This is a genomic window from Bartonella sp. HY406 (assembly GCF_025449315.1).
GTDB lineage: Bacteria > Pseudomonadota > Alphaproteobacteria > Rhizobiales > Rhizobiaceae > HY038.
Genome location: NZ_CP104893.1, coordinates 1,120,823 through 1,145,690, shown reverse-complemented (window position 1 = coordinate 1,145,690; position 24,868 = coordinate 1,120,823). Strand labels below are relative to the sequence as shown.

20 protein-coding genes and 1 tRNA gene are annotated in these 24,868 nt (G+C 40.5%); 13 read left to right on the top strand and 8 right to left on the bottom strand.

What is annotated here, in order from left to right; translation table 11 throughout:
* Window positions 1–241 precede the first annotated feature (241 nt).
* From N6B01_RS04815 to N6B01_RS04800, 4 genes are all read left to right on the top strand, one after another.
* Complete coding sequence (locus N6B01_RS04815) at window positions 242–1,558, top strand: homoserine dehydrogenase (protein WP_182419172.1); 1,317 nt, start codon at window positions 242–244, stop codon at window positions 1,556–1,558.
* 158 nt (window positions 1,559–1,716) lie between these two features.
* Window positions 1,717–2,706, top strand: a complete 990-nt coding sequence (glpX, locus tag N6B01_RS04810) for a class II fructose-bisphosphatase (RefSeq protein WP_182419171.1) — start codon at window positions 1,717–1,719, stop codon at window positions 2,704–2,706.
* 355 nt (window positions 2,707–3,061) lie between these two features.
* Window positions 3,062–4,030: an aspartate carbamoyltransferase catalytic subunit gene (locus N6B01_RS04805; protein WP_262080174.1), complete on the top strand. Its 969-nt coding sequence runs from the start codon at window positions 3,062–3,064 to the stop codon at window positions 4,028–4,030.
* Complete coding sequence (locus N6B01_RS04800; RefSeq protein WP_262080172.1) at window positions 4,027–5,313, top strand: dihydroorotase; 1,287 nt, start codon at window positions 4,027–4,029, stop codon at window positions 5,311–5,313. Before N6B01_RS04805 ends, N6B01_RS04800 begins: the two co-directional genes overlap by 4 nt.
* Before the next feature lie 103 nt (window positions 5,314–5,416).
* On the opposite strand, the gene N6B01_RS04795 is transcribed toward N6B01_RS04800, so the two are convergent.
* Window positions 5,417–5,839 (bottom strand): Kazal-type serine protease inhibitor family protein, encoded by a 423-nt coding sequence (locus N6B01_RS04795; RefSeq protein WP_262080170.1) that lies wholly within the window; start codon window positions 5,837–5,839, stop codon window positions 5,417–5,419.
* A 318-nt stretch (window positions 5,840–6,157) separates the two neighbouring features.
* Here N6B01_RS04795 and N6B01_RS04790 point away from each other — a divergent pair, with 318 nt between their 5' ends.
* From N6B01_RS04790 to glmS, 5 genes are all read left to right on the top strand, one after another.
* Window positions 6,158–6,373 carry a cold-shock protein gene (locus N6B01_RS04790; RefSeq protein ID WP_182419167.1) on the top strand — a complete coding sequence of 72 codons (216 nt, stop codon included), beginning with the start codon at window positions 6,158–6,160 and terminating at the stop codon, window positions 6,371–6,373.
* 441 nt (window positions 6,374–6,814) lie between these two features.
* The gene (locus N6B01_RS04785) at window positions 6,815–7,321 is read left to right on the top strand and encodes a BA14K family protein (RefSeq protein WP_262080169.1); all 507 of its coding nucleotides are present in this window, start codon (window positions 6,815–6,817) and stop codon (window positions 7,319–7,321) included.
* Between the two features lie 418 nt (window positions 7,322–7,739).
* The gene (locus N6B01_RS04780; RefSeq protein ID WP_262080578.1) at window positions 7,740–9,926 is read left to right on the top strand and encodes an anthranilate synthase; all 2,187 of its coding nucleotides are present in this window, start codon (window positions 7,740–7,742) and stop codon (window positions 9,924–9,926) included.
* 226 nt (window positions 9,927–10,152) lie between these two features.
* On the top strand, window positions 10,153–11,052 hold the full coding sequence (locus N6B01_RS04775; RefSeq protein ID WP_410007233.1) for a cation diffusion facilitator family transporter: 900 nt from the start codon (window positions 10,153–10,155) through the stop codon (window positions 11,050–11,052).
* 151 nt (window positions 11,053–11,203) lie between these two features.
* Window positions 11,204–13,024, top strand: a complete 1,821-nt coding sequence (glmS, locus tag N6B01_RS04770) for a glutamine--fructose-6-phosphate transaminase (isomerizing) (RefSeq protein ID WP_262080165.1) — start codon at window positions 11,204–11,206, stop codon at window positions 13,022–13,024.
* A 261-nt stretch (window positions 13,025–13,285) separates the two neighbouring features.
* Here glmS and N6B01_RS04765 read toward each other — a convergent pair whose 3' ends face one another.
* Entirely contained in the window at window positions 13,286–13,777 is a 492-nt protein-coding gene (locus N6B01_RS04765) for an Hsp20 family protein (protein ID WP_182419163.1), read from the bottom strand.
* 251 nt (window positions 13,778–14,028) lie between these two features.
* On the opposite strand from N6B01_RS04765, the gene N6B01_RS04760 reads away from it, so the two are divergent.
* Complete coding sequence (locus tag N6B01_RS04760) at window positions 14,029–15,018, top strand: alpha/beta fold hydrolase (protein WP_262080164.1); 990 nt, start codon at window positions 14,029–14,031, stop codon at window positions 15,016–15,018.
* A gap of 30 nt (window positions 15,019–15,048) precedes the next feature.
* On the opposite strand, the gene hisN is transcribed toward N6B01_RS04760, so the two are convergent.
* Both hisN and N6B01_RS04750 read right to left on the bottom strand, forming a co-directional pair.
* Window positions 15,049–15,834 (bottom strand): histidinol-phosphatase, encoded by a 786-nt coding sequence (hisN, locus tag N6B01_RS04755; RefSeq protein ID WP_262080163.1) that lies wholly within the window; start codon window positions 15,832–15,834, stop codon window positions 15,049–15,051.
* A 255-nt stretch (window positions 15,835–16,089) separates the two neighbouring features.
* Window positions 16,090–16,980, bottom strand: coding sequence for an N-formylglutamate amidohydrolase (locus N6B01_RS04750; RefSeq protein ID WP_262080162.1), 891 nt, complete (start codon window positions 16,978–16,980; stop codon window positions 16,090–16,092).
* 540 nt (window positions 16,981–17,520) lie between these two features.
* On the opposite strand from N6B01_RS04750, the gene cpdR reads away from it, so the two are divergent.
* Entirely contained in the window at window positions 17,521–17,883 is a 363-nt protein-coding gene (cpdR, locus tag N6B01_RS04745) for a cell cycle two-component system response regulator CpdR (protein WP_182419160.1), read from the top strand.
* Window positions 17,884–17,979: 96 nt separating this feature from the next.
* Here cpdR and N6B01_RS04740 read toward each other — a convergent pair whose 3' ends face one another.
* Window positions 17,980–18,351: a hypothetical protein gene (locus N6B01_RS04740; RefSeq protein WP_262080161.1), complete on the bottom strand. Its 372-nt coding sequence runs from the start codon at window positions 18,349–18,351 to the stop codon at window positions 17,980–17,982.
* Window positions 18,352–18,549: 198 nt separating this feature from the next.
* Between N6B01_RS04740 and N6B01_RS04735 the strand changes: the two genes are divergently transcribed.
* Together N6B01_RS04735 and N6B01_RS04730 are read left to right on the top strand one after the other, a co-directional pair.
* A tRNA-Val gene (locus tag N6B01_RS04735) sits at window positions 18,550–18,624 on the top strand.
* Between the two features lie 826 nt (window positions 18,625–19,450).
* Window positions 19,451–20,191, top strand: coding sequence for a hypothetical protein (locus N6B01_RS04730; RefSeq protein ID WP_262080160.1), 741 nt, complete (start codon window positions 19,451–19,453; stop codon window positions 20,189–20,191).
* 245 nt (window positions 20,192–20,436) lie between these two features.
* On the opposite strand, the gene N6B01_RS04725 is transcribed toward N6B01_RS04730, so the two are convergent.
* From N6B01_RS04725 to N6B01_RS04715, 3 genes are all read right to left on the bottom strand, one after another.
* Window positions 20,437–22,044, bottom strand: coding sequence for a DUF2497 domain-containing protein (locus N6B01_RS04725; protein ID WP_262080159.1), 1,608 nt, complete (start codon window positions 22,042–22,044; stop codon window positions 20,437–20,439).
* A gap of 531 nt (window positions 22,045–22,575) precedes the next feature.
* Complete coding sequence (locus tag N6B01_RS04720; protein WP_262080158.1) at window positions 22,576–23,922, bottom strand: TolC family outer membrane protein; 1,347 nt, start codon at window positions 23,920–23,922, stop codon at window positions 22,576–22,578.
* 232 nt (window positions 23,923–24,154) lie between these two features.
* Window positions 24,155–24,829 (bottom strand): protein-L-isoaspartate O-methyltransferase family protein, encoded by a 675-nt coding sequence (locus tag N6B01_RS04715; RefSeq protein ID WP_262080157.1) that lies wholly within the window; start codon window positions 24,827–24,829, stop codon window positions 24,155–24,157.
* Between the last annotated feature and the right edge of the window lie 39 nt (window positions 24,830–24,868).

Sequence of the window (24,868 nt, the reverse complement as noted above, 5' to 3'; positions counted from 1 at the left end):
GTTACTGGTTAATAATCGGCCTAATCATTTTCGTTACGCGGCATATCTGTATAAGCGGTGGATAAAACCATATTTGATATAAAACGGCTATTTGCACTTGCTAGAAGAATAACGTTTTTTATTATAGATAATTAAATAATAAAAACTTGAAACGTCTTTGCAATAGCTTGATATTTTATTGCAGAAGTTGTTACAAACAAAATTAGAAACCACATTCTATTTAACTACAACAGGTCAAACCATGAGCGAAGTTTTAAAAGTCGGTATTGCAGGATTAGGAACTGTCGGTAGTGCTGTTATCAATATTCTTCAACAAAAGCAGGAAGAATTAAGCCGCGAATGCGGCCGCAAAATTGAAGTCGTCGGCGTATCAGCTCGTAATCGTACGCGCGATCGTGGCATTGATTTGAGTGCAATAGAGTGGTTTGATAGTCCGGTTGAACTTGCCGCATCCGATAAAATCGATGTTTACGTCGAGCTAATGGGCGGCGAAGAAGGTTCAGCCCGTCACAGTGTTGAAGCAGCCCTTAAAAAAGGCCATCACGTTGTAACCGCAAATAAAGCCTTGCTAGCTCGCCATGGTATTGAACTTGCGCAAATTGCTGAAAGCAAAGGCGCCTTACTGAATTATGAAGCTGCTGTTGCCGGCGGTATTCCTGTCATTAAAGTCATGCGCGAAGCGCTAAGCGCAAATAAAATTACCCGCGTTTATGGCATATTAAATGGCACTTGCAATTATATCCTTACCAAAATGGAAAATGAGGGCATTTCGTTTTCGCAATGCCTCGCCAATGCACAAGCTCTAGGCTATGCTGAGGCTGATCCAACATTTGATATTGAAGGCAATGACACAGCCCATAAATTATCGCTTCTAACTCGCCTTGCTTTTGGCTGCGTTACTTCAGTCAATAATATTTACCTTGAAGGTATAAGCAATATTTCCTTAGCTGATATCCATGCTGCTAAAGAACTTGGCTATCGCATTAAATTGCTTGGCGTTGCGGTTAAAACAGAATCAGGCATTGAACAGCGTGTCCACCCAACAATGGTACCAATATCCTCGGTTATTGCGCAGGTTCAAAATGTAACCAATGCCGTTTCCATTCAAACGGATCTATTGGGAGAAATTATCCTATCGGGTCCTGGCGCAGGCGGTGCGGCAACCGCTTCTGCTGTTATTGCCGATATTACCGATATTGCAAAATCCACTCCGGGCTTCCAATATGGACCGGTATTTGGTACCCCTGCCCGTGATCTTACGCCCTATAAAAAAGCTAAAATGCGCTCTCATGCGGGTGGTTATTTTATCCGTCTTTCCGTCCATGATAAGACAGGTGTCTTTGCAGCAGTTGCAAAACGTATGGCGCAAAACAATATTTCATTGGAATCAATTGTTCAACGCCCGATGTCCGAAGAATTACACCCAGGAACAAAGACAATTATTCTTATTACCCATGAAACGACCGAGTCTTTTGTTCGTACTGCTTTGGAAGCAATTACTAAGGATGGCAACCTAGTTGACAAGCCACAAATGATCCGAATTGAAAGACCCGCATAATAAAATCGATTTAAATTTCTAAATGTAATCAATTATAACGTAAGTTGAACGGTCAGCCTCTTGCGTCAGCGGCTCGTCTTTGACAAAAGACATTATCGAAGACTTGCCGATTTGGTTCGGCATAAGGTGTGCAACCCAAATCCGGTAGGATATTTGTGATGGCTAACTCCACTGACCATAATGTAAATGGACTTGATCGTATTTTAACCCTTGAGCTTGTGCGCGTAACGGAGCGTGCTGCGGTAGCAGCTGCGCGTTTACGCGGACGCGGTGACGAAATGGCTGCCGACCAAGCAGCTGTTGACGCGATGCGCCAAGAGCTTAACCGCTTGCCAATTAATGGTACTGTGGTGATTGGCGAGGGTGAGCGCGATGAAGCCCCTATGCTTTATATTGGCGAAGAAGTTGGTACCAAGCACGGGCCGGCTGTTGATATTGCACTTGACCCACTAGAAGGCACGACAATTTGTGCCAAAAACCAACCTAACTCAATTGCGGTTATTGCAATTGCAGAAAAAGGCAATCTTCTTTACGCACCAGATGTTTACATGGAAAAGATAGCCGTTGGCCCTGGTTATCCAAAAGGCGTTGTTGATATTGATGCATCCGCAACCGATAATATCCATGCACTAGCTAAAGCAAAAGGTGTCGCAATCGAGCATATTACTGCCTGCGTTATGGATCGCCCACGTCACGCTAAACTCATTGAAGAAATCCGCAGTACTGGTGCTTCGATTCGCCTTATCGGTGATGGTGACGTTGCCGGCATTATTCATACAACAGACCCTGATGAAACAGGCATTGATATTTATCTTGGCATCGGCGGCGCACCAGAAGGCGTTTTAGCAGCGGCGGCACTTCGCTGCATTGGCGGCCAAATGCAAGGACGTCTGCAATTAAATACCGATGAAAAAATTGCGCGCGCAGCTAAAATGGGCGTTTTAGATCCAAAAAAAGTTTATGATATGAGCGAAATGGCCAAAGGTGATGTGCTGTTTGCGGCAACTGGTGTCACTGATGGCAATATGCTTTCAGGTGTTAGATTTGCTCGCCACTATATCGAGACAGATACTATTGTTATGCGCTCCCATACCGGCACCATACGTAACATTAAAGCACGCCATCAAAAAACTGATAAATTCGACTAACATTGCGCAAAAGAATCGCTTTCAGGCAAAACCTTATTGCTGTTTCTGCCATAGTTTGATTTTTTACAAAACGCCCTGATTTTAATCACGGGCGTTTTTTGCTTTTACACCTTAGTCTTTTTGATTTTTTTATTTTTTTGATAAACTCAGAAAGCTCAACCTTAGAGATCCTTACTACTTTATTAACATTTTGTTTTTATAGATTTTTACTAAAAAGCCGTTTGATGTTTTTAAACTATCTACGCAAAATTAATTAGCATCAAGTTTAAAATCTATTTAACTAATGCAAAAAGCTATTTGCATCTTGCTATTGCCTTATTCTATAAAAGGCTACGGTTTTAAAAAGGCACTCGCCATGACACATCAAAATGATCATCCGATTTTTCCCCATCGCCATTTTCTTGGCATAAAAGGGCTTTCACGCCCAGATCTTAATATTTTACTCGACCGCGCTGATGAAAATGTTGCAATTTCGCGCCGCGCTGTCAAAAAGAAATCTATTTTAAGCGGTCGCACGCAAATCAACCTGTTTTTTGAAGCATCAACCCGCACCCAGTCATCGTTTGAACTTGCTGGTAAACGGCTTGGGCTTGATGTGATGAATATGGCGGTTGCAAATTCATCGCTTAAAAAAGGCGAAACGCTGATTGATACAGCCATGACCCTTAACGCAATGCAACCTGATGTTTTAGTTGTGCGCCATGCATCGGCTGGCGCAGTTGCTTTACTCGCGCAAAAAGTATCTTGCTCGGTCATTAATGCCGGTGACGGTGCCCATGAGCACCCAACCCAAGCCTTGCTAGACGCATTAACAATTAGGCGTGCCAAGGGCACAATTGAAGGCTTAACTATAGCCATTTGCGGCGATGTTTTACATTCACGCGTAGCGCGCTCTAACATTATTAGCCTAAATCAATTGGGGGCTAAAGTGCGTGTTGTTGCGCCTTCAACACTTTTACCAACCGCTATTGAAGACATGAGCGTTGAAGTCCATCGCACTATGGCAACAGGCATTAAAGATGCTGATGTTATCATGATGCTGCGCTTACAACGCGAACGCATGCAAGGCGCATTAATTCCATCAGTACGCGAATATTTCCATTTTTTTGGTCTTGACCGCGAAAAGTTAAAACTTGCTAAGCCCGACTGCATTGTCATGCATCCAGGCCCAATGAATCGCGGTGTTGAAATTTCCTCCAATGTTGCCGATGGCTCGCACAGCATGATTCAGACACAAGTGGAAATGGGTGTTGCCGCTCGCATGGCAGTGATTGAGGCATTGCTTGACCAACGCAACTTAAAATTTCGCGGAGATGTAGCATGAAAACACATGTTTTAAAGAATGCACATGTCGTCGATCCATCTCAAAATATTGATGAAACTGGCACAATTATTATCGAAGATGGTAAAATTTCTGCCATAGGCAAAAGCGTACAAAATCAAGGTGTGCCTGAAGGTGCTGAAATCCACGATCTTGATGGTAAAACCATTATACCCGGCCTTGTTGACACTCGAGTTTTTGTCGGTGAACCTGGGCAAGAATATCGTGAAACCATTCGCTCGGCAAGCCTTGCTGCCGCTTCTGGCGGGGTTACTTCTTTTTTCATGATGCCCGACACAACACCGGTTATTGATGACGTATCTTTGGTTGACTTTATTTTAAAAACCGCGCGCGACAATGGATTGGTACGCGTTTTCCCTACCGGCTCGATCACCAAGGGTATGGAAGGCACAGAAATGGCCGAGATTGGGCTATTAAAAGCAGCGGGAGCTGTTGCCTTTACCGAAGGTAAGAAAACAATTGCCAATGCCAATATTTTACGCCGCGCCATGACCTATGCACGTGATTTTGATGTGCCAATTATTCATGAAACACAAGATCGCGATTTAACTGGTTCTGGGGTTATGAACTCAGGAATTCTTGCAAGCTGGCTTGGTCTTTCAGGCATTGTCCGCGAAGCGGAACTCATTGCATTGGAGCGTGATTTACGCCTCGCCCAATTGACTAAAGCACGCTATCATGCTGCGCAAATCTCTTGTGCCATGTCTGCAGACGCAGTTAAACTTGCTAAAGACCGTTGCAATACTATTTCTGCGGGTATTTCAATCAACCACCTTTGTCTTAATGAAAATGATATTGGTGAATATCGCACTTTCTTCCGTCTTTCACCACCACTACGCCATGAAGAAGACCGCTTGGCTATGGTTGAAGCCCTGCGCGATGGTGTTATAGATATTATTGTATCTTCCCATGATCCGCAGGATGCTGATACTAAAAGATTGCCGTTTTCAGATGCTGAACCAGGGGCAATTGGTTTAGAAACCTTACTTGCCGCAGCGCTAAGACTTTATCATGATGGATCAGTACCGCTGATGCGTTTAATCGATGCCCTATCAACCAAACCGGCACAGTTGTTTGGTCTTGATGTTGGTACATTAAAAGCAGGTGCAAAAGCTGATCTTGCTATTATTGATCTTGAGGAACCATGGGTGGTAAAGTTGGATGAGTTACATTCACGATCCAAAAACACACCTTTTGAAAATGCCCGCTTCCAAGGTCGCGTTGTAAAAACAATGGTTGGCGGACGGTTTATTTTTGAACGCTGAGTGATAAGATCTAAACAAAAAATAATAGGCATGAATGAAACCATTCATGCCTATTTTTATAAGTTTTTTTAAAGTTGGCTATTTGAAAAAATTTATAATGAACTTAGTTTGCAGGGCAAGGACCGTTTGACTTTACCACAAAATCTTGTGCTTCAGCCATGCAACGATTGCCAAAGGTTTCTGCTTTGCCATCTTTCACGCCGCAAACGGGTTTATATTCGCGGGTACAGGCAAATTTTAAAGGCCGCTGTTCTGAGCTACTATTTTCAAGAGGCTTTGGGGTTGAATCCGCAGGAACTTGATCTTGCGGCTTACAGGTGCCTTCTTTAATAATTTTAAACTCGGCAGCCTCCGCCATACAGCGGTTAGAAAAGTCCTTTTGCTCGCCATTTTTTTCACCACAAACGGGTAAATAATTTAATGGGCAAGGCTTAGCACTGGTATCGCTCTCTTCTTTAGAAGAATTACAAGCTGATAGCACCCCAACGGTTGCAAAAACTATTGAAACAAGTGAAATTATACGCATGAGTCGCTCCTTGATTAGAACCAACATAAAACTAGGTAAATGAATATCCTATGAATACCAGAAAACACTTGCCAAATGCTTTGTAATATCGCAATCTCTTTTTTGTTCGGGGCAATTTACGGACATAGAAAGATAGTAATGAGGCATTTTAGGCCAAAAGCGCTTAATCTGTCATGGTTTTATGGAAACCCGTTATAGCATCTCTTTCCATATTACAAAAACTGCCTTTGAACGCTGCTTGACTTTTCAGCAGTCAGGCGGTCTAGTTATAAAGCTTTTTAATAAAAGCCAGATATTATACAAAGGAAATTGAGAATTATGGCTCAGACGGGTGAAGTTAAGTTTTTTAATAATGAAAAAGGTTTTGGATTTATTAAGCCAGATGACGGCGGTCCAGATATTTTTGTTCATATTTCAGCGGTTCAAGATTCAGGTCTGCCCGGCTTGAACGATGCACAGAAAGTGTCCTATGACACTGAACCTGATCGTCGCGGCAAAGGTCCTAAGGCCGTAAATATTTCTGTTACCGGTTAATTTTATAGCCATAATTGAATGAAGGCCCGGTCTCCTTTTTGGTTGCCGGGTTTTTTATTATTTTTAATATATAGTTTATTTCATTTTCGCGATAGATAAAGCTCACCACCGCATACTTAGAAACCAAACAATTTTGTTTTTAGCACGCAAATATTTAGCATTGAAACATTATGTGACACTTTGCGACAAATGTGAAAATTGAAAAAAAATAATCATAAAATACAATAAATTAAACTAATTTCTGCAAAGAAAAAATACACTTATCGATTATCCTCCAACATTGTTAGTAAATTGTTCATAATCCATTCAGATGCCATCATCAATAATCGAACATGAAAGCGTTTCCAGACAAACCTTGGTTAGAGTCATAAACTCCAAACCAATTAAAACTGGAAATGACCTCATTATTAAGGTCAATGTTTCCAGATGATGGAGTGTATTATGAATAAATTTTTAAAAATGGCTATTTTATCCTTTGCAGCTATCGCGTCCGCTTCAGCCCCAATGTCGCAAGCCTTTGCTCGTGGTCCTTATGGACCTGGTCCTGGTCCCGGCCCTTACTACGGTGGTGATGGCTATTATGCACCGCCGCCGCCTCCTCCGCCTTATCGCCATCACTCTAAGCGCCGTGACCATAGCGATGCCATTGCCGCAGGTGTTATCGGTTTGGCTGCTGGTGCAATTATCGGCGGAGCTTTATCGCAACCAGCGCGACCAAATGTGGTTTATCAAGCACCACCACCGCCGCCAGCTTATTATCCAGCGCAGCCCCAGCCCGTTTATCAACAGCCGCGCCCTATTTATCAGCCACAGCCTGTTTATCGAGGATTAGATCCATGGACGCCCGGCTGGTATGATTATTGTTCACGAAAATACCGTACATTTAACTCACAAACAGGTACTTTCCGTGGTTATGATGGCCGAGATCATTTCTGCAATGTGCCTTAAGTATTTTATCAAATGACCTCATTTTAGCTCGCCTCGATAATAACAATATGAGGCGAGACACTATTTGAATAACTTAAATTTTTTAAAAATTATAACGCTGCATCCCCTGCAGCGTTTTTTTATTTTACTATAAAAGAAAACGAAATTTGTAATCTAAACCACTAAATATCGCAAAATAGGTGACGCTACAGATTAAATGAAAATCTCATTGCATAATTTTAATTTTGCGGTTAAATAGATTTCCATGAAAACATGTCAAAAACAAACACGCATTTTTAATATTTGGTGGTGGACCTGCTTATAGCGGTCGTTTTTTGCATGTGCATTTTTTAGGTGCGAGGCCGCAACGGATAACCGAGCGGCCTTTTTAATTTTCCGTTTGGTCTATTCTTATGACACAACGGGAGAATGTCCAATGATGAAGGACGGATTAATTTTGGAAAATACATCTTTTAAATATACCACAGATGGTGGCATCGATATTATGCGTCATCGTGATTTTATCGCTTATGAAGGTGCAACCGATAAAATGGTTGATGCTCTTGATAGCCGTCTTGGTGCTTTATTTTCCTCAAACTATGAATATCCAGGACGTTACACCCGCTGGGATACTGGCATTATTGATCCGCCATTATGCGTCACATCATCAGGAAGAAATTTGTCGATTGCAGCACTCAATAGTCGCGGTGTCATTATCTTAGCAATGATTAGGCCAAATATTGAAGCACTAAGCGATATTGAAATCACATCAATTAGTGCGGAAAAGCTAAGCCTATATATAAAACAACCCACACGGCGCTATACGGAAGAAGAACGGTCGAGACAACCTTCGGTATTTACGGTTTTGCGTGAGATTGTAAAAATTTTTCATTCTGATGCTGATGAAAATTTGGGCTTATTTGGTGCATTTGGTTATGACCTTGCATTTCAATTTGAGGCTATTGATTTCAAGATAGAGCGTGAGAAAGATCAGCGCGATCTTGTGCTTTATTTGCCTGACAGCATTTTAATCGTTGATCACCATGCCGCAAAAGCTTGGATTGACCGCTATGATTTTTCAGTAGCTTCCCTATCTACTGTTGGCGTTGAAAATGATAGCCAAGGCCAAGATTTTAAAGTTTCCACCACTATTCCACCGCGCAGCGATCATAATCGTGGCGCTTATGCTGATCTTGTGCGTGAAGCAAAGAAAAGCTTTGCCTGTGGTGATTTATTTGAAGTTGTGCCAGGACAAACGTTTTATGAGCCTTGCAAGGATTCGCCATCTGCAATTTCACGGCGCTTAAAAAAGACCAATCCCTCCCCCTATTCATTCTTTATCAATTTGGGCGAGCAAGAATATCTTGTTGGTGCTTCGCCTGAAATGTTTGTGCGGGTGAATGCCCGCCGCGTTGAAACATGCCCTATTTCAGGCACTATCAAACGCGGTGAAGATGCAATTGCCGATTCAGAACAAATATTAAAACTACTCAATTCTAAAAAAGATGAGTCAGAGCTTACCATGTGTTCTGACGTGGATCGCAATGATAAAAGTCGCGTTTGCGAGCCTGGTTCCGTTCGGGTTATTGGCCGCCGTCAGATTGAGATGTATTCACGCCTTATCCATACGGTTGACCATATTGAAGGGCGTTTGCGCGATGATATGGATGCCTTTGACGCTTTTCTTTCTCATGCATGGGCAGTAACAGTAACAGGCGCGCCTAAATTATGGGCGATGCGTTTTATTGAAGAACACGAAATGAGTTCGCGTGTTTGGTATGGCGGCGCCATTGGCATGGTGCATTTTAATGGTAACATGAATACTGGCCTTACCCTGCGCACAGTGCGGATTAAAGATGGAATTGCCGCAGTTCGCGCCGGTGCAACTTTGCTTTTTGATTCAAATCCTGAAGAAGAAGAAGCAGAAACAGAGCTTAAAGCTTCGGCAATGATAGCAGCTATTCGCGGCGCAACCCAAAGCCATAATGATAATGTTGCCCATCGCGCCCAAAAAATCGGTGAAGGTGTTTCGGTTTTACTTGTCGATCACGAAGATTCATTTGTGCATACGCTTGCTAATTATTTTCGCCAAACGGGTGCGCATGTTACAACATTGCGTAGCCCAATTAGCAGTGAAATGCTTGAACAACTATCTCCTGATCTTGTGGTTTTATCACCTGGCCCTGGCAATCCAAAAGATTTCGATTGCGCTGCAACAATTCGCCGCGCACGCAACCGTAATTTGCCAATTTTTGGTGTTTGCCTTGGGCTACAAGCGATTACTGAAGCCTATGGCGGCAGTTTGAAGCAATTACCTATACCTGTTCATGGCAAACCATCGCGCATTAAAATTCTTGAGGCAGGAACTGTTTTTGCTGGCCTACCGGAAGAAATCACCATAGGTCGCTATCATTCGCTTTATGCGGATAAAGCCACATTACCAACCGACTTTATAATCACAGCAGAAACAAATGATGGGATTATCATGGGAATTGAGCACAAAAGCGAACCAATCGCTGCAGTACAATTTCATCCTGAATCGATTATGTCTTTAGGGGGGGACGCAGGTTTACGAATGATTGAAAACGTTATTGCCCAACTTCCTAAAAAACGCAAAATTCTATAGCGGCATATGAAGAAATAGCTAAAATGAGTTTTAGCTAAAATAATAGAAAACACTTAAATCAAAGCTATTTTACATTGTCTTATGTAAAATAGCTTTTATTGATATGACCCAAGTTTTGAACAATCAAAGAGTGGTTAGATACCATTCTAAATTTGGTAATAAACGGGTGATATTGGGTTGAACAGATCTTAATTAAAAGCAGGATGCAATTCAAATGGCTGGCAATATGAAACTTATTAATCGGATGGCTATCATGTCCATCCCTGTATCACTTGCTGTATTAGGGCTTAAATATCTTGCTTATTATGTAACGGGCTCCGTCGCGCTCTATTCCGATGCCATTGAATCAATCGTTAATGTTATTGCAGCTCTCGTCGCTTGGTTTGCTATCCGCATCAGCCACAAACCAGCAGATCATAATCATCCATTTGGGCACCATAAGGCCGAATATTTTTCTGCAGTGCTTGAAGGTGTTTTAATTATTATTGCCGCATTATTGATTATCAACGAGGCTTGGGGGGCACTCAAAGAACCACCAGCCATTGAAACTCCAACCTTGGGTCTTGCTGTTAATTTTGTCGCCAGTGTTATCAATTGCGTATGGGCGGTATTATTGATACGGGTTGGCAATCGTCTACGCTCACCCGCACTTCTTGCTGATGGACACCATTTAATGACCGATGTTTATACCTCTGTTGGTGTTTTAATTGGTCTTTTTGCAGCTATTATTACAGGTTGGCATATTCTCGATCCATTATTGGCCATTATCGTTGCAATAAATATTCTTTGGCAAGGTTGGAAAGTTATCAATAATTCGGTACAAGGATTGATGGATGTTGGTGTGGAACTCGAAGAAACCATGCGCATACGCGACATTGTATCTGCAAATGCCGATGGTGCAATTGAAGCCCATGATTTACGCACCCGCCTTGCTGGCCAATTGACATTTATCGAGTTTCATTTGGTTGTACCTGCGGCTATGACGGTTGGAGAATCTCACAAAATTTGTGATCGTATTGAAGATGCTTTACATCTTGAAATTCAAAACAGCAAAGTTGTCATCCATGTAGAGCCAGAGGAAGAAGCAAAACTACCCCCCGGCACAACAGCAGTACCATTTGCATGATTGCAACGAATTTTGCATGATTAAAGCCAAGTTCAGTCACCACAAAAATTGAAATCACATTTTTTAATGATTATTCTTGGCTTATTAACTATTGTATTGGACAATTGTTCTAATACATATAGAACAGATTTTTAAATTAACGGAGCTATTTATGTGCGGCATTATTGGTATTCTTGGAACAAGACCGGTTGCACCATTATTAATTGATGGTTTAAAGCGGCTTGAATACCGGGGATATGACTCGGCTGGCGTTGCAACCCTTGAAAACGGCATTTTGAAACGCATGCGCGCCGAAGGTAAGCTCGTCAATCTTGAAGAAAAGTCAAAAACGCATCCGCTTGCTGGCACTACAGGCATTGGCCATACAAGATGGGCTACCCATGGCATGCCAGTTGAAAAAAATGCTCATCCGCATATGACAGAACAAGTTGCCGTTGTGCATAATGGCATTATTGAAAATTTTTCGGAATTAAAGGCAGAACTCTCAGCAAAAGGGTATGAATTTAAAACTGAAACCGATACTGAAACTGTCGCCTATCTTGTAGAAGAATTGCTTATAGCCGGCAACACTCCTAAAGATGCAGTTGAAAAGGCATTAAAGCGCCTTAGCGGTGCATTTGCACTTGCCTTCATTTTTAAAGGTGAAAACAATTTAATGATTGCTGCGCGCCAAGGCCCCCCTCTTGCCATTGGCTATGGCGATGGCGAGATGTATGTTGGCTCAGATGCTATCGCACTTGCGCCATTTACCGATCGCATTAGCTATTTGGAGGATGGCGATTGGGCTGTTCTTACCCATGATAGTGTTAAGATTTATGATGGCGAAGGCAATGAAGTAGAACGCACAGAAACCCGTGCAACAGGTGCTTCATTCCTTGTCTCCAAAGGCAATCATCGCCATTTCATGCGCAAAGAAATGTTCGAGCAACCAGAGGTCATTTCCCATACGCTTGCCAATTATCTTGACCTAGCAAAAGGAAAAATACGCGCGCTTGAAGGTATTGACTGGAAAAAAATTAGCCGCCTATCTTTCGCAAGCTGCGGTACCGCATTTTATTCAACCCTTGTTGCTAAATATTGGTTTGAAAATCTAGCGCGTCTTCCAATAGACAACGATATTGCATCAGAATTTCGCTATCGCGAACCGCCGCTTGATCCAAATACTTTGGCGCTTTTTGTTTCTCAATCGGGGGAAACGGCGGATACTCTGGCTTGCCTTCGCTATTGCCGGCAGCAAAATATAGCAACGGGCGCGGTGGTAAATGTTGCCCATTCAACTATGGCACGTGAAGCAGATAGAGTTTTTCCAACACTTGCCGGCGCGGAAATTGGCGTTGCATCGACTAAAGCCTTTACATGTCAATTGGCAGCCCTTGCGGCATTAGCGATTAATGCTGGCGTTGCGCGCGGTTTCATTGATGCAAAAAAAGAAGAAGAGTTAGTAAAAATATTGGCGGAAGCACCGCGCTTTATCAATCAAGCTTTGAAGCTTGAAAAATCAGTTGAGTCTATTTGCACTGAATTGATGAGCGTTAAGCACGTGCTTTATCTCGGCCGTGGCACGTCATATCCTATAGCCTTAGAAGGCGCATTAAAGCTTAAGGAATTATCTTATATTCATGCTGAAGGCTATGCTGCTGGTGAATTAAAACATGGGCCAATCGCCTTGATTGATGAAACCATGCCAGTAATCGTTGTTGCGCCTTATGATCGCTGGTTTGAAAAAACAGTTTCCAACATGCAGGAAGTTGCAGCACGTGGTGGTCGAATTATTCTCATAACCGATCAAAAGGGTAAAGAAGCCGCCAATATGAAAACTTTGGCAACCTTGGTTATGCCTGAAGTACCAGATTTAATTGCTCCACTGGTCTATGCGGTACCAATCCAGCTCATTGCATATCATACCGCCTTATTATTGGGCACTGATGTTGACCAGCCACGCAACCTTGCAAAAGCAGTAACAGTAGAATAATTTAGGACGCAAAAACTATAGAGGCAGACTTAGAGCGCATTTCGATCTGATTGGTTCAGATCGGCGCTCTAATCCATTGTTTACACCGCGTTTTTTGCTTGAAAACCGCTTCACACTTTTCGGAAAACGCTCTAGAATGAAATAAGTCTGCTTTTTATATGCAGCGTTATATTTATCTTGAAATCAAAAAAGGTTGCAGACAAACATCTGCAACCTTTTCATTATTTTGCTATAGTAAACCAACTTTAATTGAAGCTAATATTATTCAGCCGCTTCAACTTCAATCACTTTTGATGATGTTTCAACGCTGGTAGCATTATTGTTTGCAACATTGACGTTGATGCGGCGTGGCTTCATTTCTTCAGGCACTTCGCGCTTTAACTCAATATGCAATAGGCCGTTCTTTAATTCTGCACCGACTACTTCTACATGATCGGCAAGCTGGAAGCGGCGCTCAAAAGCCCGTGTAGCTATGCCACGATAGAGAAATTCGCTTTGATTATCATCATTTTGTTGAGATGATTTATTAGCTTTTATAGTCAATTGGTTGCGATGGGCTTCAATTTCTAATTCATCTACCGAAAAACCAGCCACCGCCATCGAAATACGATAGGAACTTTCGCCTAAACGTTCAATATTATAAGGCGGATAGCTTTGTGCACCTTCTGGCTGAGAAAGTGTATCAAACATATTAAATAAACGATCAAAACCAACAGTTGACCGATATAATGGTGTAAAATCTACTTGACGCATAATTATGCCCTCCTTTAGAGCAACATGAATTTGCAAGACTAAAATCCCACAATGGGCGATTTTTATTTGCACGTAACCCCAATAGTGGCGGTTACATTCACCATGTGGGTATAGAAATATTGGTTTTCAAGATTTATAAATAAAATTATTTTAACCATTTAATAGCCAAAGCAGTTTAGTCTATTTATGAAAAATTTTAATGCCATAGCCGCCTTGGATACTTATTAAAACCTTAAGCAATGTGATTGATAATGATTGAAACAATATCGGCAATTGATAGTAAAACAGACTACATAATGGTGCGCAAAAACCTATCAATGCGTTATATCATTTCCAAGCCACAAAGCAGCGCACCAAATGGAACGATCTTGCTTTTACAGGGCTATGGCAAACAGGTTGAAGACTATCAATCATCTATTTACAAATTGGCAGTGCGCGGTTTTTTTACTATCTGCCCTGATTTTATCGGCCAAGGAAAATCAGATAAATTGCGCGGCGACAAATGGGGCGGTCATGTCAAGGATTATCGCAGATTTATCGACGACCTTGATATATTATTTACCAAAATTATTTTAGAAAGCTTACCGGCCCCCTACTATATTCTAGGTGATGATATGGGAGCAATCATTGCGCTTACGGCTCATGATTTATTTGCCGGCAAAATCAGACGACAAATTCTTGTTTCTCCACCATTAACACCGGGCAATCACAGCAATAATAGTTTTTTTCATAAATTTTGCCGCATATTAAGCGATAGCGGATTGGGGCTTATTAGAACAACACGACCTTTATTATTAACCAAAGAACTACCAGAAGCTCTAGATAGCGAAGATAGTACTGCTATTATACATAACAATAAACGCGCGTACCCAAGCCTTGGCTGGTATTCTACTATGCTTGATGCCATAGGCTATATTGGTTCAAGCCATTATATCGACAATATGACCATTCCAACTCTCGTCTATCAGCCTAATCAAGATAATTTTAGCAGTTCGCCCAAAAACCGCGAATTTGTTTCTAGATTACGAATGGCACAATTGATTGATTTGCGCGGCGCGCCCCATGATATTTTGGCAAGTGAAGAAAAGTTTACAAGGCAATTCTGGCAAGGATTTTCAGCCTTTATACCAGGTTCATCCTTTAAGCCCAATTTTAAGCAAAAAAATGAATGGTACAATAGCATTGCCACTACCAATTCGATTGATAGTGGTGACACAATGCTAAAAATTACGGCACAATAAGCTATATTGGTGAGCAAACCATTTTCGAAATTAAATGGCTTTAGCTAAAATTTCCAACGCTTTTTCATGCAATTGAGGCGTGGCCGCCGCAACTATGTTACCTGCTTCCTCTGCCCTTCCACCATCCCAACGACTAATCACACCACCGGCTTTTTCAATAATCGGAATAAGCGCAACAATATCATAAGGTTTTAATCCAACCTCTACCACAAGGTCCACAAAGCCAGCAGCTAACATCGCAAAAGCATAACAATCGGTACCAAAACGGGTCAATTGAGCCTTTTCCTCTAAACATGCAAAAGCCTCCCCCTCCTTACCTTTCAATAATTGCGGCGCGGTTGAAAAAAGCGTTGCATCTTCAATATGAGTAGTATCACGACATTTTATCGTCTGGGTTAAGCCATTATGACGTAAAAAACTCCCCTCATCATTGGCAAAAAACAACTCACCCGTGAATGGTTGTGCCATCATTCCGGCAATAGCATCCCCCTTATGCAATAATCCAACAAGCGTACCCCACACCGGCAAACCTGAAATAAAAGCCCTTGTGCCATCAATGGGATCAATCACCCAAACAAATTCACGCTCCCCACCTTCAATGCCACCCTCTTCACCAAAAATACCATCTTGTGGTCTATTTTGTTGTAAAAATGCTCGCAATGCGGCTTCAGTCTGCTGATCTGCCATTGTGACTGGATCAAAACCATCAACTTCTTTATTATTTACAGTCAAGGCTTGTCGAAAAAGCGGTAAGGACTGACTCGCAGCTATCTCATTTAACTTACAGAAAAATGTTTCATCATAAAATGCCGACATAATTAGTCCCCTTATACGCCTTATTTACATAAAAATAGAATATTTTTTAATCGATTAGTATTTTATGTCATTTTTTTGGTCAAATTGCATTGACCTTACGGCCAAATTATTTTAATTCTTGGTTAAGCAATGTTTCATTGCTACCTAGATAAACTTGGCCGCATACTTTTTAAGTATGCGGTCCTTTTATTTTATAGCCATCCATTATTCAAAATATTTTTTAATTAACTAGCCTAAAATTAAAAAGAAAAAATACTATTCTGCTGCATCTTGCTGCAAGATAAAAGCACTGTGTGACAATTGTACCAATTGCTCTACAAAAAATGACATATTTTTCTTTAAAGCATCAAAACCACTATCAGGCTCCAAAGTCTCTGGATCAAGATAAAGGTCGCGATTGATTTCAATTTGTAAAGCGTGGAACATATGCAAAGGCCGCCCATAATTCATGGTTATAAAGCCTCCAGCATAAGGTTGATTACATTGGACGTAATAGCCCATTTCGCTTAATAGCTGCGCTGCAAGGCGACTAAGCTGTGAAGCGCAGGAACGGCCATAAACATCACCAAGAACAAAATCGGGTTGGCGTGTTCCTTGAAAAAATTTCAATTGCCCAGGCATGGAATGGCAATCTATCAAAACTGCATAGCCAAATTGCGCTTTTATCTGTTGCAATTCAAAATCAAGACAAGTGTGATAGGGCTGATAAACATGCTCAATACGATTTAAAGCAGCTTTGGCTGAAATACGTCCAGCATAAATATTTTTACCCTGAGCTACAATTTTAGGAACACTACCAAGCCCGGCTAAAACACGCGGAGAAGGTTTTGGTACAAAATTTGGCAATGCTTCTTCAAACATTTGATGATCAAGCTCAAAAGGTTCTCTATTAACATCAAGATAGGCACGCGGAAAATCTGCAAGCATAAGTGGCGCACCAAATTGCGGCACAGAACCAAAAATTAAATCAACATAACGATCTTCAGATAACCGGATATCAAAATCATTAAGACGGCTCATTTGCAAAAATGACGCGGGATATTGCCGCCCCGAATGAGGTGAATTGAAAAAAAATGGAACAGTTTGGTTATGCGGACGCATAATCCGAAAGGGAAGTTGCCCACCAAAATCAATATTTGCAGCCATTTATCTGCTATCCCACATTACCCAATTTAAACTACGAGATTAAGCGCCATTAATTAACAGTATAATTTTCAATATTTATATGCAATGACATCAGGCACTGCCCAAGCAATATCTTTTATCATCAAGCTTGGAGGAGCAAATCAATCACACGTTACTCTCTCCAAAATCTATTGATCCTAACCGCAGCTTCGATAAAATTACTTTAATAAATAAAACCAATAGATTGAAATAAAAAGGATTTTTCAACAGCTATTTTTTTGTTTATTTAAAAATTAATGGATATAATGTTATGATAGGCTTATAAGATTTACAAGGAAAAATAAGCCGATATTTATCCAACCATGACAAATCTTGCCCTTATTAGAATGCTGCTAAAAAAGCAAGCAAAACACGCCTGGTTAAGATAAAAGCCTGTTGGTATTAACCAAGAATGAAGAGGATTAAATCTCTTTATTTCCTTTTTACCAAGACTTGCTATTATCGATTCTCAAATAGGGTCACACCTTAAATAACGGCTTTAATTAAAATTTGGATAGGTCGATGAAACGTATTCTTCTTGCTGAAGACGATAATGATATGCGCCGCTTTTTAGCCAAAGCGCTAGAACGGGCAGGTTATGAAGTAACCGATTTTGATAATGGTGTTAGCGCTTATGAGCGTTTACAGGAAGAGCCGTTTGAGCTACTTTTAACCGATATTGTCATGCCTGAAATGGATGGTATTGAACTTGCACGCCGTGCAACAGAGATTGATCCAGATCTTAAAGTAATGTTTATCACTGGCTTTGCCGCAGTCGCGCTTAATGCAGATTCGCAAGCACCAAGTGATGCGCGTATTTTGTCCAAACCCTTTCACTTGCGTGAATTGGTAAGCGAAGTGCAAAAAATGCTAATCGCGGCGTAAAAATAGCCATTTTAGGATATTAAATATGTAAAATATTAAGCTATGCAAAACCTTGCATGGCTTTTTGTGCGTTCTAAACATTTAAATAGCATTTTCTCATAATAAAATAACTTTAGGATGCATACTACACGAATATTGTTTTCCCTTATAAACAATAGAGTTGAACTCAAAGCCTAAAAATAATCCATCTTCATGCTGTTTTATATTATCAATGAACCTTAGGTAATTCTCAGCCTCAATATCGCTATAAATAATGGCAAGTTGATTATCTTGGTTTTCACAACGAAAATCCCCCTCGCCTTCTTCATAGAAAAAGCAAATATTTTTGGTTTGCTGTTTATTTTTAATATTTATCAGTCCAACGATTTCAAAATTATCCGTTTTGGCAAAGCCATTATAAACATCAAATACATCATCATAATCTAAAAAGAATGCGAATGAATATTTGCCGTTCTTTTTTATATACATTGTCCCACCCCGATATTACTCTTGCGCAATTTCCTAAAAAACAGAAGCCTAAAACTCAGCCCCAAGAACCTAAACACCAATAATCTAAAAACTGGGCAACTTTATCCACAATTACAAAATATTTTAAAAATAAACTAATTTTGCTAAAAATACCATTGACTGCAAGACACTAATATGGTCTATGACGCGACATCAAATGGGCGTGTAGCTCAGCGGGAGAGCACTACATTGACATTGTAGGGGTCACAGGTTCAATCCCTGTCACGCCCACCATTTGATTAAATCCTCCTCATTACTTATTGAAATAATCTTTTTTTATAAAACAATTGGTCAAGTTGTAGAACTATTTGGGCTAAGAATGCTAATTCTTATAGCGGCTTAGCTTGTCTATATTTTCTGTAGCAAGCCTTTCCTATCAGCCTATTTTGTAAATAATAATGAGAGATGTTGAAATATTCATAGCCATTGATGATTATCATAAGACAAACGTTCTCTTTGCCGCTTGAAACTTTCAGTAACCATAGCTTTAAACATTATGAAAGAACTTATATCCAAGACTTTTTTGACTGTACCAATATATATAAATAGGGCACGCTAAAAATGCCTTGCCAAGTAGACATCTTACCGGTCATAAAGCGCACAGGCTTAGATCAACTCACAATGGATGGATTTACCACTTTAAGGTCTACTCGCTCTGTAGATGATCCATACTGGCCTCAGTAGATGCGCTTGAGCACTTTATGGTTTTGCATTGGCCATAGTGCTCGTTATAGCAAAGTTAAGTCGGTTAAAAGACATTAAAAATCGAACGGTTGTATGTGCTATGATCAACCTTGATGCCACGCCTAATAACAGCTCTTCAATAACCGATGGCTTAAGCAGTAGCTAAGATATCAGTTGATAGCTAGAATAATGATGATTGTATCAAAGTGGCGCCCTTTAAAATCATCCCTTGCCCAATCCCCCCTTATATGCTGAAATAATTTATTCTTTAATCTTTCTAGCATCTATGCCTTCCTAAAATAAGCAAGCATCATTTCAAAATTTTATATTTTTGCGTCAATACAGATTACAAATAATATTAGCGACAAGGCCAAAAATGAATAATATTGATACGTTTCAAATAGTTGACGGAATAAAAATTACAACAACCAGTAATTTAATTATTCCGCATGCTAAATTAAGATTTTTCTTAGATGAAACAGGGGTGTTTGTTGATTTTATTTCTTCTAACAGCCCATACATATGTACAATTGACGGATTAGATGATTTTTATGACACAATATGCTTTGCTGAAGACAATAGCTTGGCATCTATTCGGTCCATTGCACCTGATCGTATAAAAAAAGTAAAAATACCTGGCACTATAAACTATGGTTTTCTTAGTATGTGCGGCAAAATAAATTGTTTCCCACGAGTAAAATTCCGATATTTGAATAAACAAAAAAGATATTTGATCTGTTTCAATGAAACTCGTGGATTATCCAATGCAAATATTGTTTTATTTACTAAGGATTTTGGATTTATAATTAAAAATAAAAAGTATATTGGATGGTACATCCAAAATCCTTTGAACTATTTATGCAATGAAACCATTGATGTGCCTAATTATTTAGAAAGTATTAACAATGATGATTATGAGTTACTTGATGCCTTTTTAAATATTAATTCAGACAATAGATATTTTAAATTAAATGGTGATGATAAAAAATTAGCCATTGAATTATGGGATGCTATTTCGAATTTAACTTGTAAAGTTAAAAACGAGCACATAAAAGAGATTTTTATAGTTGCGGCTAAAAATTATTATGAATGGAGAATAGGACATTTTCCTAATTAATAATATGGATACTATTTCAAATAGCTGACAGAAAAAAATTACAAAATCGAGTGTTTTTTTTGCTGTGACAAATATAAAATCTATACATTTCATCTGCTGAAAAAATATCTGTCTTGCAACTAACAAGGCTTAATATTAGAATATCAGGTCACATTAGTGGCACCACAATAAAAATTATTACAATACAAATAAAAAGCCATGTATTAACGAAATACATGGCTAAATATGTATCTTATTTAATTGCCTTAACGCAGCTGTGCTTGGATAACGCGCTTTATTTCTTCGCGCAAAACTTTTTCAAAAAGTTCACTAAAGTGCTCATCAAGCCATTTAGCAATATAGGGCCGTAACAAGTTTTCAGCTGATTTTTCAAAATCAGCTTCCAATGCCCTATCAATATTATCCATTTCACGCTTTACCTCTGCTTCTATCATTTCAGCAGCTTTTTGCTCAACTCGCGTTGGCTGTGTGCTTCTGGAAGATACGCTTTGTGGGCGAAGCGGCGCCTGAGGCAAAGATGAGGCCGTTTGAAAAGCTGAATCCTTGGCAGGAATACTCATAAAAGCTGATCGCAAAGCTTGACTTAAAAAATGAGGCTTTGATGGCGCAGAACGTGGAAACGGTACGTTATGGGGGGTATCAGGCACATCTAACTGGCCTTGAGGTACAGCTAAATTACTGGATTGTCCTTGCGCAAGTATTTGCCTTTCATCTTGCACAGCCTCAATATTTGGCTGATTAACACTAGCCGACACAGGACGACGATTAGGATTTATATCATTGGGTGCATGCACCTCTTGAGGCAATGGCTGCGAACTTGCTCGCAAATCCCGCCTTTCATCAATATGTGGTTCTGCATTAAAATTGGGTTGCTGAATCGGCGTACGTCTTTCACCACCTATATTTTGCGTAACATTATTTTGCGGAGCAACCTGATTAGGGCGTATATTTGGATTTGCAACACGCGGCTGAGGGGGCATTTGACGATTGCCATTTTGCTGCGCAGCAGCATTTACCTGCATTTGTTGATTACGTATAGCACTTTCATTTTGTTGGGGTGCCTCCCTTTGTTGTGGTAGAGGTCTTACTTGCGGCATTTCACGTTGACGCAGCGGATCGACTTGCGTTTGCGGAGCTAAATGCGGTTGAGGCGCAGCTTGATTTTGTGCATGAATGGGAGCAGCACGCTGTTGCATTGGTTGCCCTTGAAATTGTGCTGTTTGATCAACTGGATTGGGATGCCGTGCCTGAACTGCGCTTATAGGCTTATTAATAACGTTTTGCGCATTATTAATATGTGCTGGAGAACTGTTAACATTGCCTGCATTCTGGCTTGTGTTCATGGTACGAGCTTGTGTAAGCGCAGGATTTGGAACTTGTGCTTGCGGGGCTCTTTCGCTAGGGGCGGATTTAACAACCATCGCTGCCGGCGGTGGTGGAAGATGCGGCCTATCATCACGTGCAATTCCGTCATTAGCTGCCCCATCTCCATCCTCATTATGGCGCAAACCAATACGTGCAGCTAATGCATTCATGGCATCTTGTACAGGTGGCGCTTCAGAATTAACCTGCCCGACATCACCATATTGTTGAATATCAAGCCTTAAAGCACGGTCATCGCCTTGCAAGTTACGTGGCATTGTAGAAGGAGATGCTGGATTTGGATTTACTCGCGTTTGGCTTTCACCAACAGCGTTACGCTGTACTGGAATAGCAGGCTCATGCGCATTTACATCTTGCCTATTTGGATTTCTATTCGGTGAAGGTCCCGTATTTTCTTCGATGATCTCACGAATAGATGCGAGAAGCTCATCCATGCTTGGCTCTTGCATTGCATTTGGATTTTGTGCCATCAATCCCACCTAACTCTCAGTAACTGCCGAACATAATATTTCAATATATGATATCTCTTATTTACTCGTAACCATGAGATAATCCAGCGTAAACAGACAGCCCTTCATATTTTGTAACAATATTTGTTAAATTTAAAAATAAAACCAACATTAGTATATTTTTTTTAATAATTACATTCCAGTCCCAAAAGACTTTTTTCATCGAACTTAACATTTTTTTTGCTAATAAAACTCCAGATCAGCCTTAGGAATCGATAAAAAACTATAATAAGAGCTAATTCCAATTTTATGGCGACAAATGCGCTATCGATAACATTCTAAAATAACGATGATTCGATTTGATTTGATATTAAAAAAGAACAAAATATTAGTTTTCAATTTAGAAAAAGGGAATTATTTCAATCAAATCAACAAAAAAACATGGGGGAATATAATTAAAGATTTAATACCAAATAATGTATTTTTTTCACACCAAAGGTTATATCGGATGCTTTAAAATCCAGCACCTATTATAACTATATATTATATGATCTAATGAGAAAATGGCGTTTTCAAACCAAACCATTTAAATCGTACAGCATCAAAATGAATTTTGGGATCATAGTGAACAACTTGCAAATTTAACTGTTGAGCACTCATACGCCCAATCGCGACCACTAGCCCGTAACTGGCTACAACTGCATCACGTTCGGCAGATACTAGACTTACCTGAGAATCAATAAGCATACCCCGAGAATTTAAAACATCAAGGGTAGTTGCTTGCCCGACTCGATTTTCCTCAATACGTCCATTCAAAGCAATTTTATTCGCAGCAACACTATCACGATAGGCTGCAACAGATGCCCTAGCGCCATCTAATTGAGAAAGCGCGGCGGATAGCTCTTGGCGAACCTGATCAACATAAACATCAACCTGAATCACCGCCTGACCCAACTGCTCTTTGGATTGACGAATTTGTGCAGATGTGCGACCACCTTGATAAAATGGCACTGTTAAAGCAAGACCAATCGAGTTGGCTCTACCACTCGTCCCTGGGCCATCATAAACCTCATTATAAGAGCTTGCTACCCTGAAGTTCACTTGTGGAAGTAAAGCGCCTTCATTAGCCTTAACCCGATAGGACGCCGCATCGACAGCGTAACGAGCAGACAAAATTGCAGGATGTTCTACTCTTGCAATTTCAAAACCCGATTTTGCATTACGAGGAAGACCGGTTGCTGATACTGGGGCATCCAACTTCTCTGCCTCCACACCAATCACCTGACGATAAATCGCCTCTTTTGACTTTACGTCAGCTTTGGCTAAATGCAATTGCGAAATAGCTAGGGCCCGCTGTGCCTCGGATTGCGCAAGATCGGTTCGAGTACCCTCACCAACCTCAAGTTTTGCCCGATCAGCTCGAACTTGTTCATCTAATGCAGCAACATTTTGTTGACGTAAAATAGCGATACGCCGCGCCATGTAAACATCTGCATAAGCTTCAATCGCCGCATAAAGCTGATTTTGTTCACTGTTGCGCAAAAATTCGCGTTGCGCAGCAGACTGTAATTCAGCAGCACTAATATTATTTTTTGTTGAAAAACCGTCAAAAATAACTTGGTCAAGCTGAATACCGACCGAGCCAACAGTTGAATAATAGGGATTTCCAGCATTATTACCGCGAGTATAGCTAGCAAATGCAGCTATAGACGGACGGATGCCGGATCGTGCAATTGCAACATTCTCATCACTAACACGAACAGAGGCGCGATCTGAATTGAGACGGCTATTATTATTATAAGCCTTTGAAAGCGCACCCATCAAATTTTCAGCTTTTGATGGGACACTTGAAAGAATCGTGCCTGAAACCAGCAGAGCTGCCAACAGTGCTTTTTTCATATTTTTCACAATCCAAACCAATCTCAATTACCACTTTATCTATTGCTATAGCCTAGCTAATAAATTCGCAACACATAGCTTGCAATTTTTAAGGCAATAAAAAAACTATTACTCATAAAATCGGCAAGCGTTGCAGGAAAACAACTAGAATAAAACTTTCTCTTGCAAAACCGCTTTATTTTCAACCAAGGCAAGATTTAAGCAAACATAGCAAAAAGGCATTTATATAATATTAAAATACAAATTTCGGCTTATTTAAAAATCCAGCAAGAGGTTTTACCGCAAGATTAAAGCCGCGCCGCACAGAAATAACGCCGTCTTCTTTAATGAATAACTGCGCAACTCCAGCATTACCATGACCAACAACCACAACGAGGCGTCCACCTTCACGCAATTGGGAAAATAAATTTTCCGGTACAAAATCTACCGAACCTTCAATAACTATAACATCAAAGGGCGCCTCATTTTTATAACCGTCCTGCAATACTCCATTAATCACAACAACATTATCATAACCATTATTGTCAAGATTATTTTTTGCAGCTTGTGCTAATGCCTCATCACTTTCAAGTGCGATAACAGAACTGCCAAGTTCTGAAAGAACAGCCGCACTGTAACCAGTCGTACAGCCAATATCAAGAATGATATCTTTTTTTGAAACATCGGCAAGTTGCAATAGCTTGGCAAATGGAGCTGCCTCCATAATAAAACGAGCTGGCTCTCCATTTTCAGCAGCTTTCACTTCCACATCTTCATCGACATAGGAAAACTTCTTAAAATCATCTAAAACAAATGCTTCGCGCGGAACAGCAAGAAGAGCGGCCAATACAGAAAGACGGGTAACATCTACAGTGCGAACCTGATTATCAACCATTTTGCGGCGAAGTTCAGCATAATCTATATTCATAAGAAATCCTTCCGGCATTTTTCCATAAAGGCAGCAACC

Coding starts and splice junctions, on each gene's coding strand:
- N6B01_RS04815 (WP_182419172.1), top strand. CDS start 242: ATGAGCGAAGTTTTAAAAGTCGGTATTGCAGGATTAGGAACTGTCGGT.
- glpX (WP_182419171.1), top strand. CDS start 1,717: ATGGCTAACTCCACTGACCATAATGTAAATGGACTTGATCGTATTTTA.
- N6B01_RS04805 (WP_262080174.1), top strand. CDS start 3,062: ATGACACATCAAAATGATCATCCGATTTTTCCCCATCGCCATTTTCTT.
- N6B01_RS04800 (WP_262080172.1), top strand. CDS start 4,027: ATGAAAACACATGTTTTAAAGAATGCACATGTCGTCGATCCATCTCAA.
- N6B01_RS04795 (WP_262080170.1), bottom strand. CDS start 5,839: ATGCGTATAATTTCACTTGTTTCAATAGTTTTTGCAACCGTTGGGGTG.
- N6B01_RS04790 (WP_182419167.1), top strand. CDS start 6,158: ATGGCTCAGACGGGTGAAGTTAAGTTTTTTAATAATGAAAAAGGTTTT.
- N6B01_RS04785 (WP_262080169.1), top strand. CDS start 6,815: ATGAATAAATTTTTAAAAATGGCTATTTTATCCTTTGCAGCTATCGCG.
- N6B01_RS04780 (WP_262080578.1), top strand. CDS start 7,740: ATGAAGGACGGATTAATTTTGGAAAATACATCTTTTAAATATACCACA.
- N6B01_RS04775 (WP_410007233.1), top strand. CDS start 10,153: ATGAAACTTATTAATCGGATGGCTATCATGTCCATCCCTGTATCACTT.
- glmS (WP_262080165.1), top strand. CDS start 11,204: ATGTGCGGCATTATTGGTATTCTTGGAACAAGACCGGTTGCACCATTA.
- N6B01_RS04765 (WP_182419163.1), bottom strand. CDS start 13,777: ATGCGTCAAGTAGATTTTACACCATTATATCGGTCAACTGTTGGTTTT.
- N6B01_RS04760 (WP_262080164.1), top strand. CDS start 14,029: ATGATTGAAACAATATCGGCAATTGATAGTAAAACAGACTACATAATG.
- hisN (WP_262080163.1), bottom strand. CDS start 15,834: ATGTCGGCATTTTATGATGAAACATTTTTCTGTAAGTTAAATGAGATA.
- N6B01_RS04750 (WP_262080162.1), bottom strand. CDS start 16,980: ATGGCTGCAAATATTGATTTTGGTGGGCAACTTCCCTTTCGGATTATG.
- cpdR (WP_182419160.1), top strand. CDS start 17,521: ATGAAACGTATTCTTCTTGCTGAAGACGATAATGATATGCGCCGCTTT.
- N6B01_RS04740 (WP_262080161.1), bottom strand. CDS start 18,351: ATGTATATAAAAAAGAACGGCAAATATTCATTCGCATTCTTTTTAGAT.
- N6B01_RS04730 (WP_262080160.1), top strand. CDS start 19,451: ATGAATAATATTGATACGTTTCAAATAGTTGACGGAATAAAAATTACA.
- N6B01_RS04725 (WP_262080159.1), bottom strand. CDS start 22,044: ATGGCACAAAATCCAAATGCAATGCAAGAGCCAAGCATGGATGAGCTT.
- N6B01_RS04720 (WP_262080158.1), bottom strand. CDS start 23,922: ATGAAAAAAGCACTGTTGGCAGCTCTGCTGGTTTCAGGCACGATTCTT.
- N6B01_RS04715 (WP_262080157.1), bottom strand. CDS start 24,829: ATGAATATAGATTATGCTGAACTTCGCCGCAAAATGGTTGATAATCAG.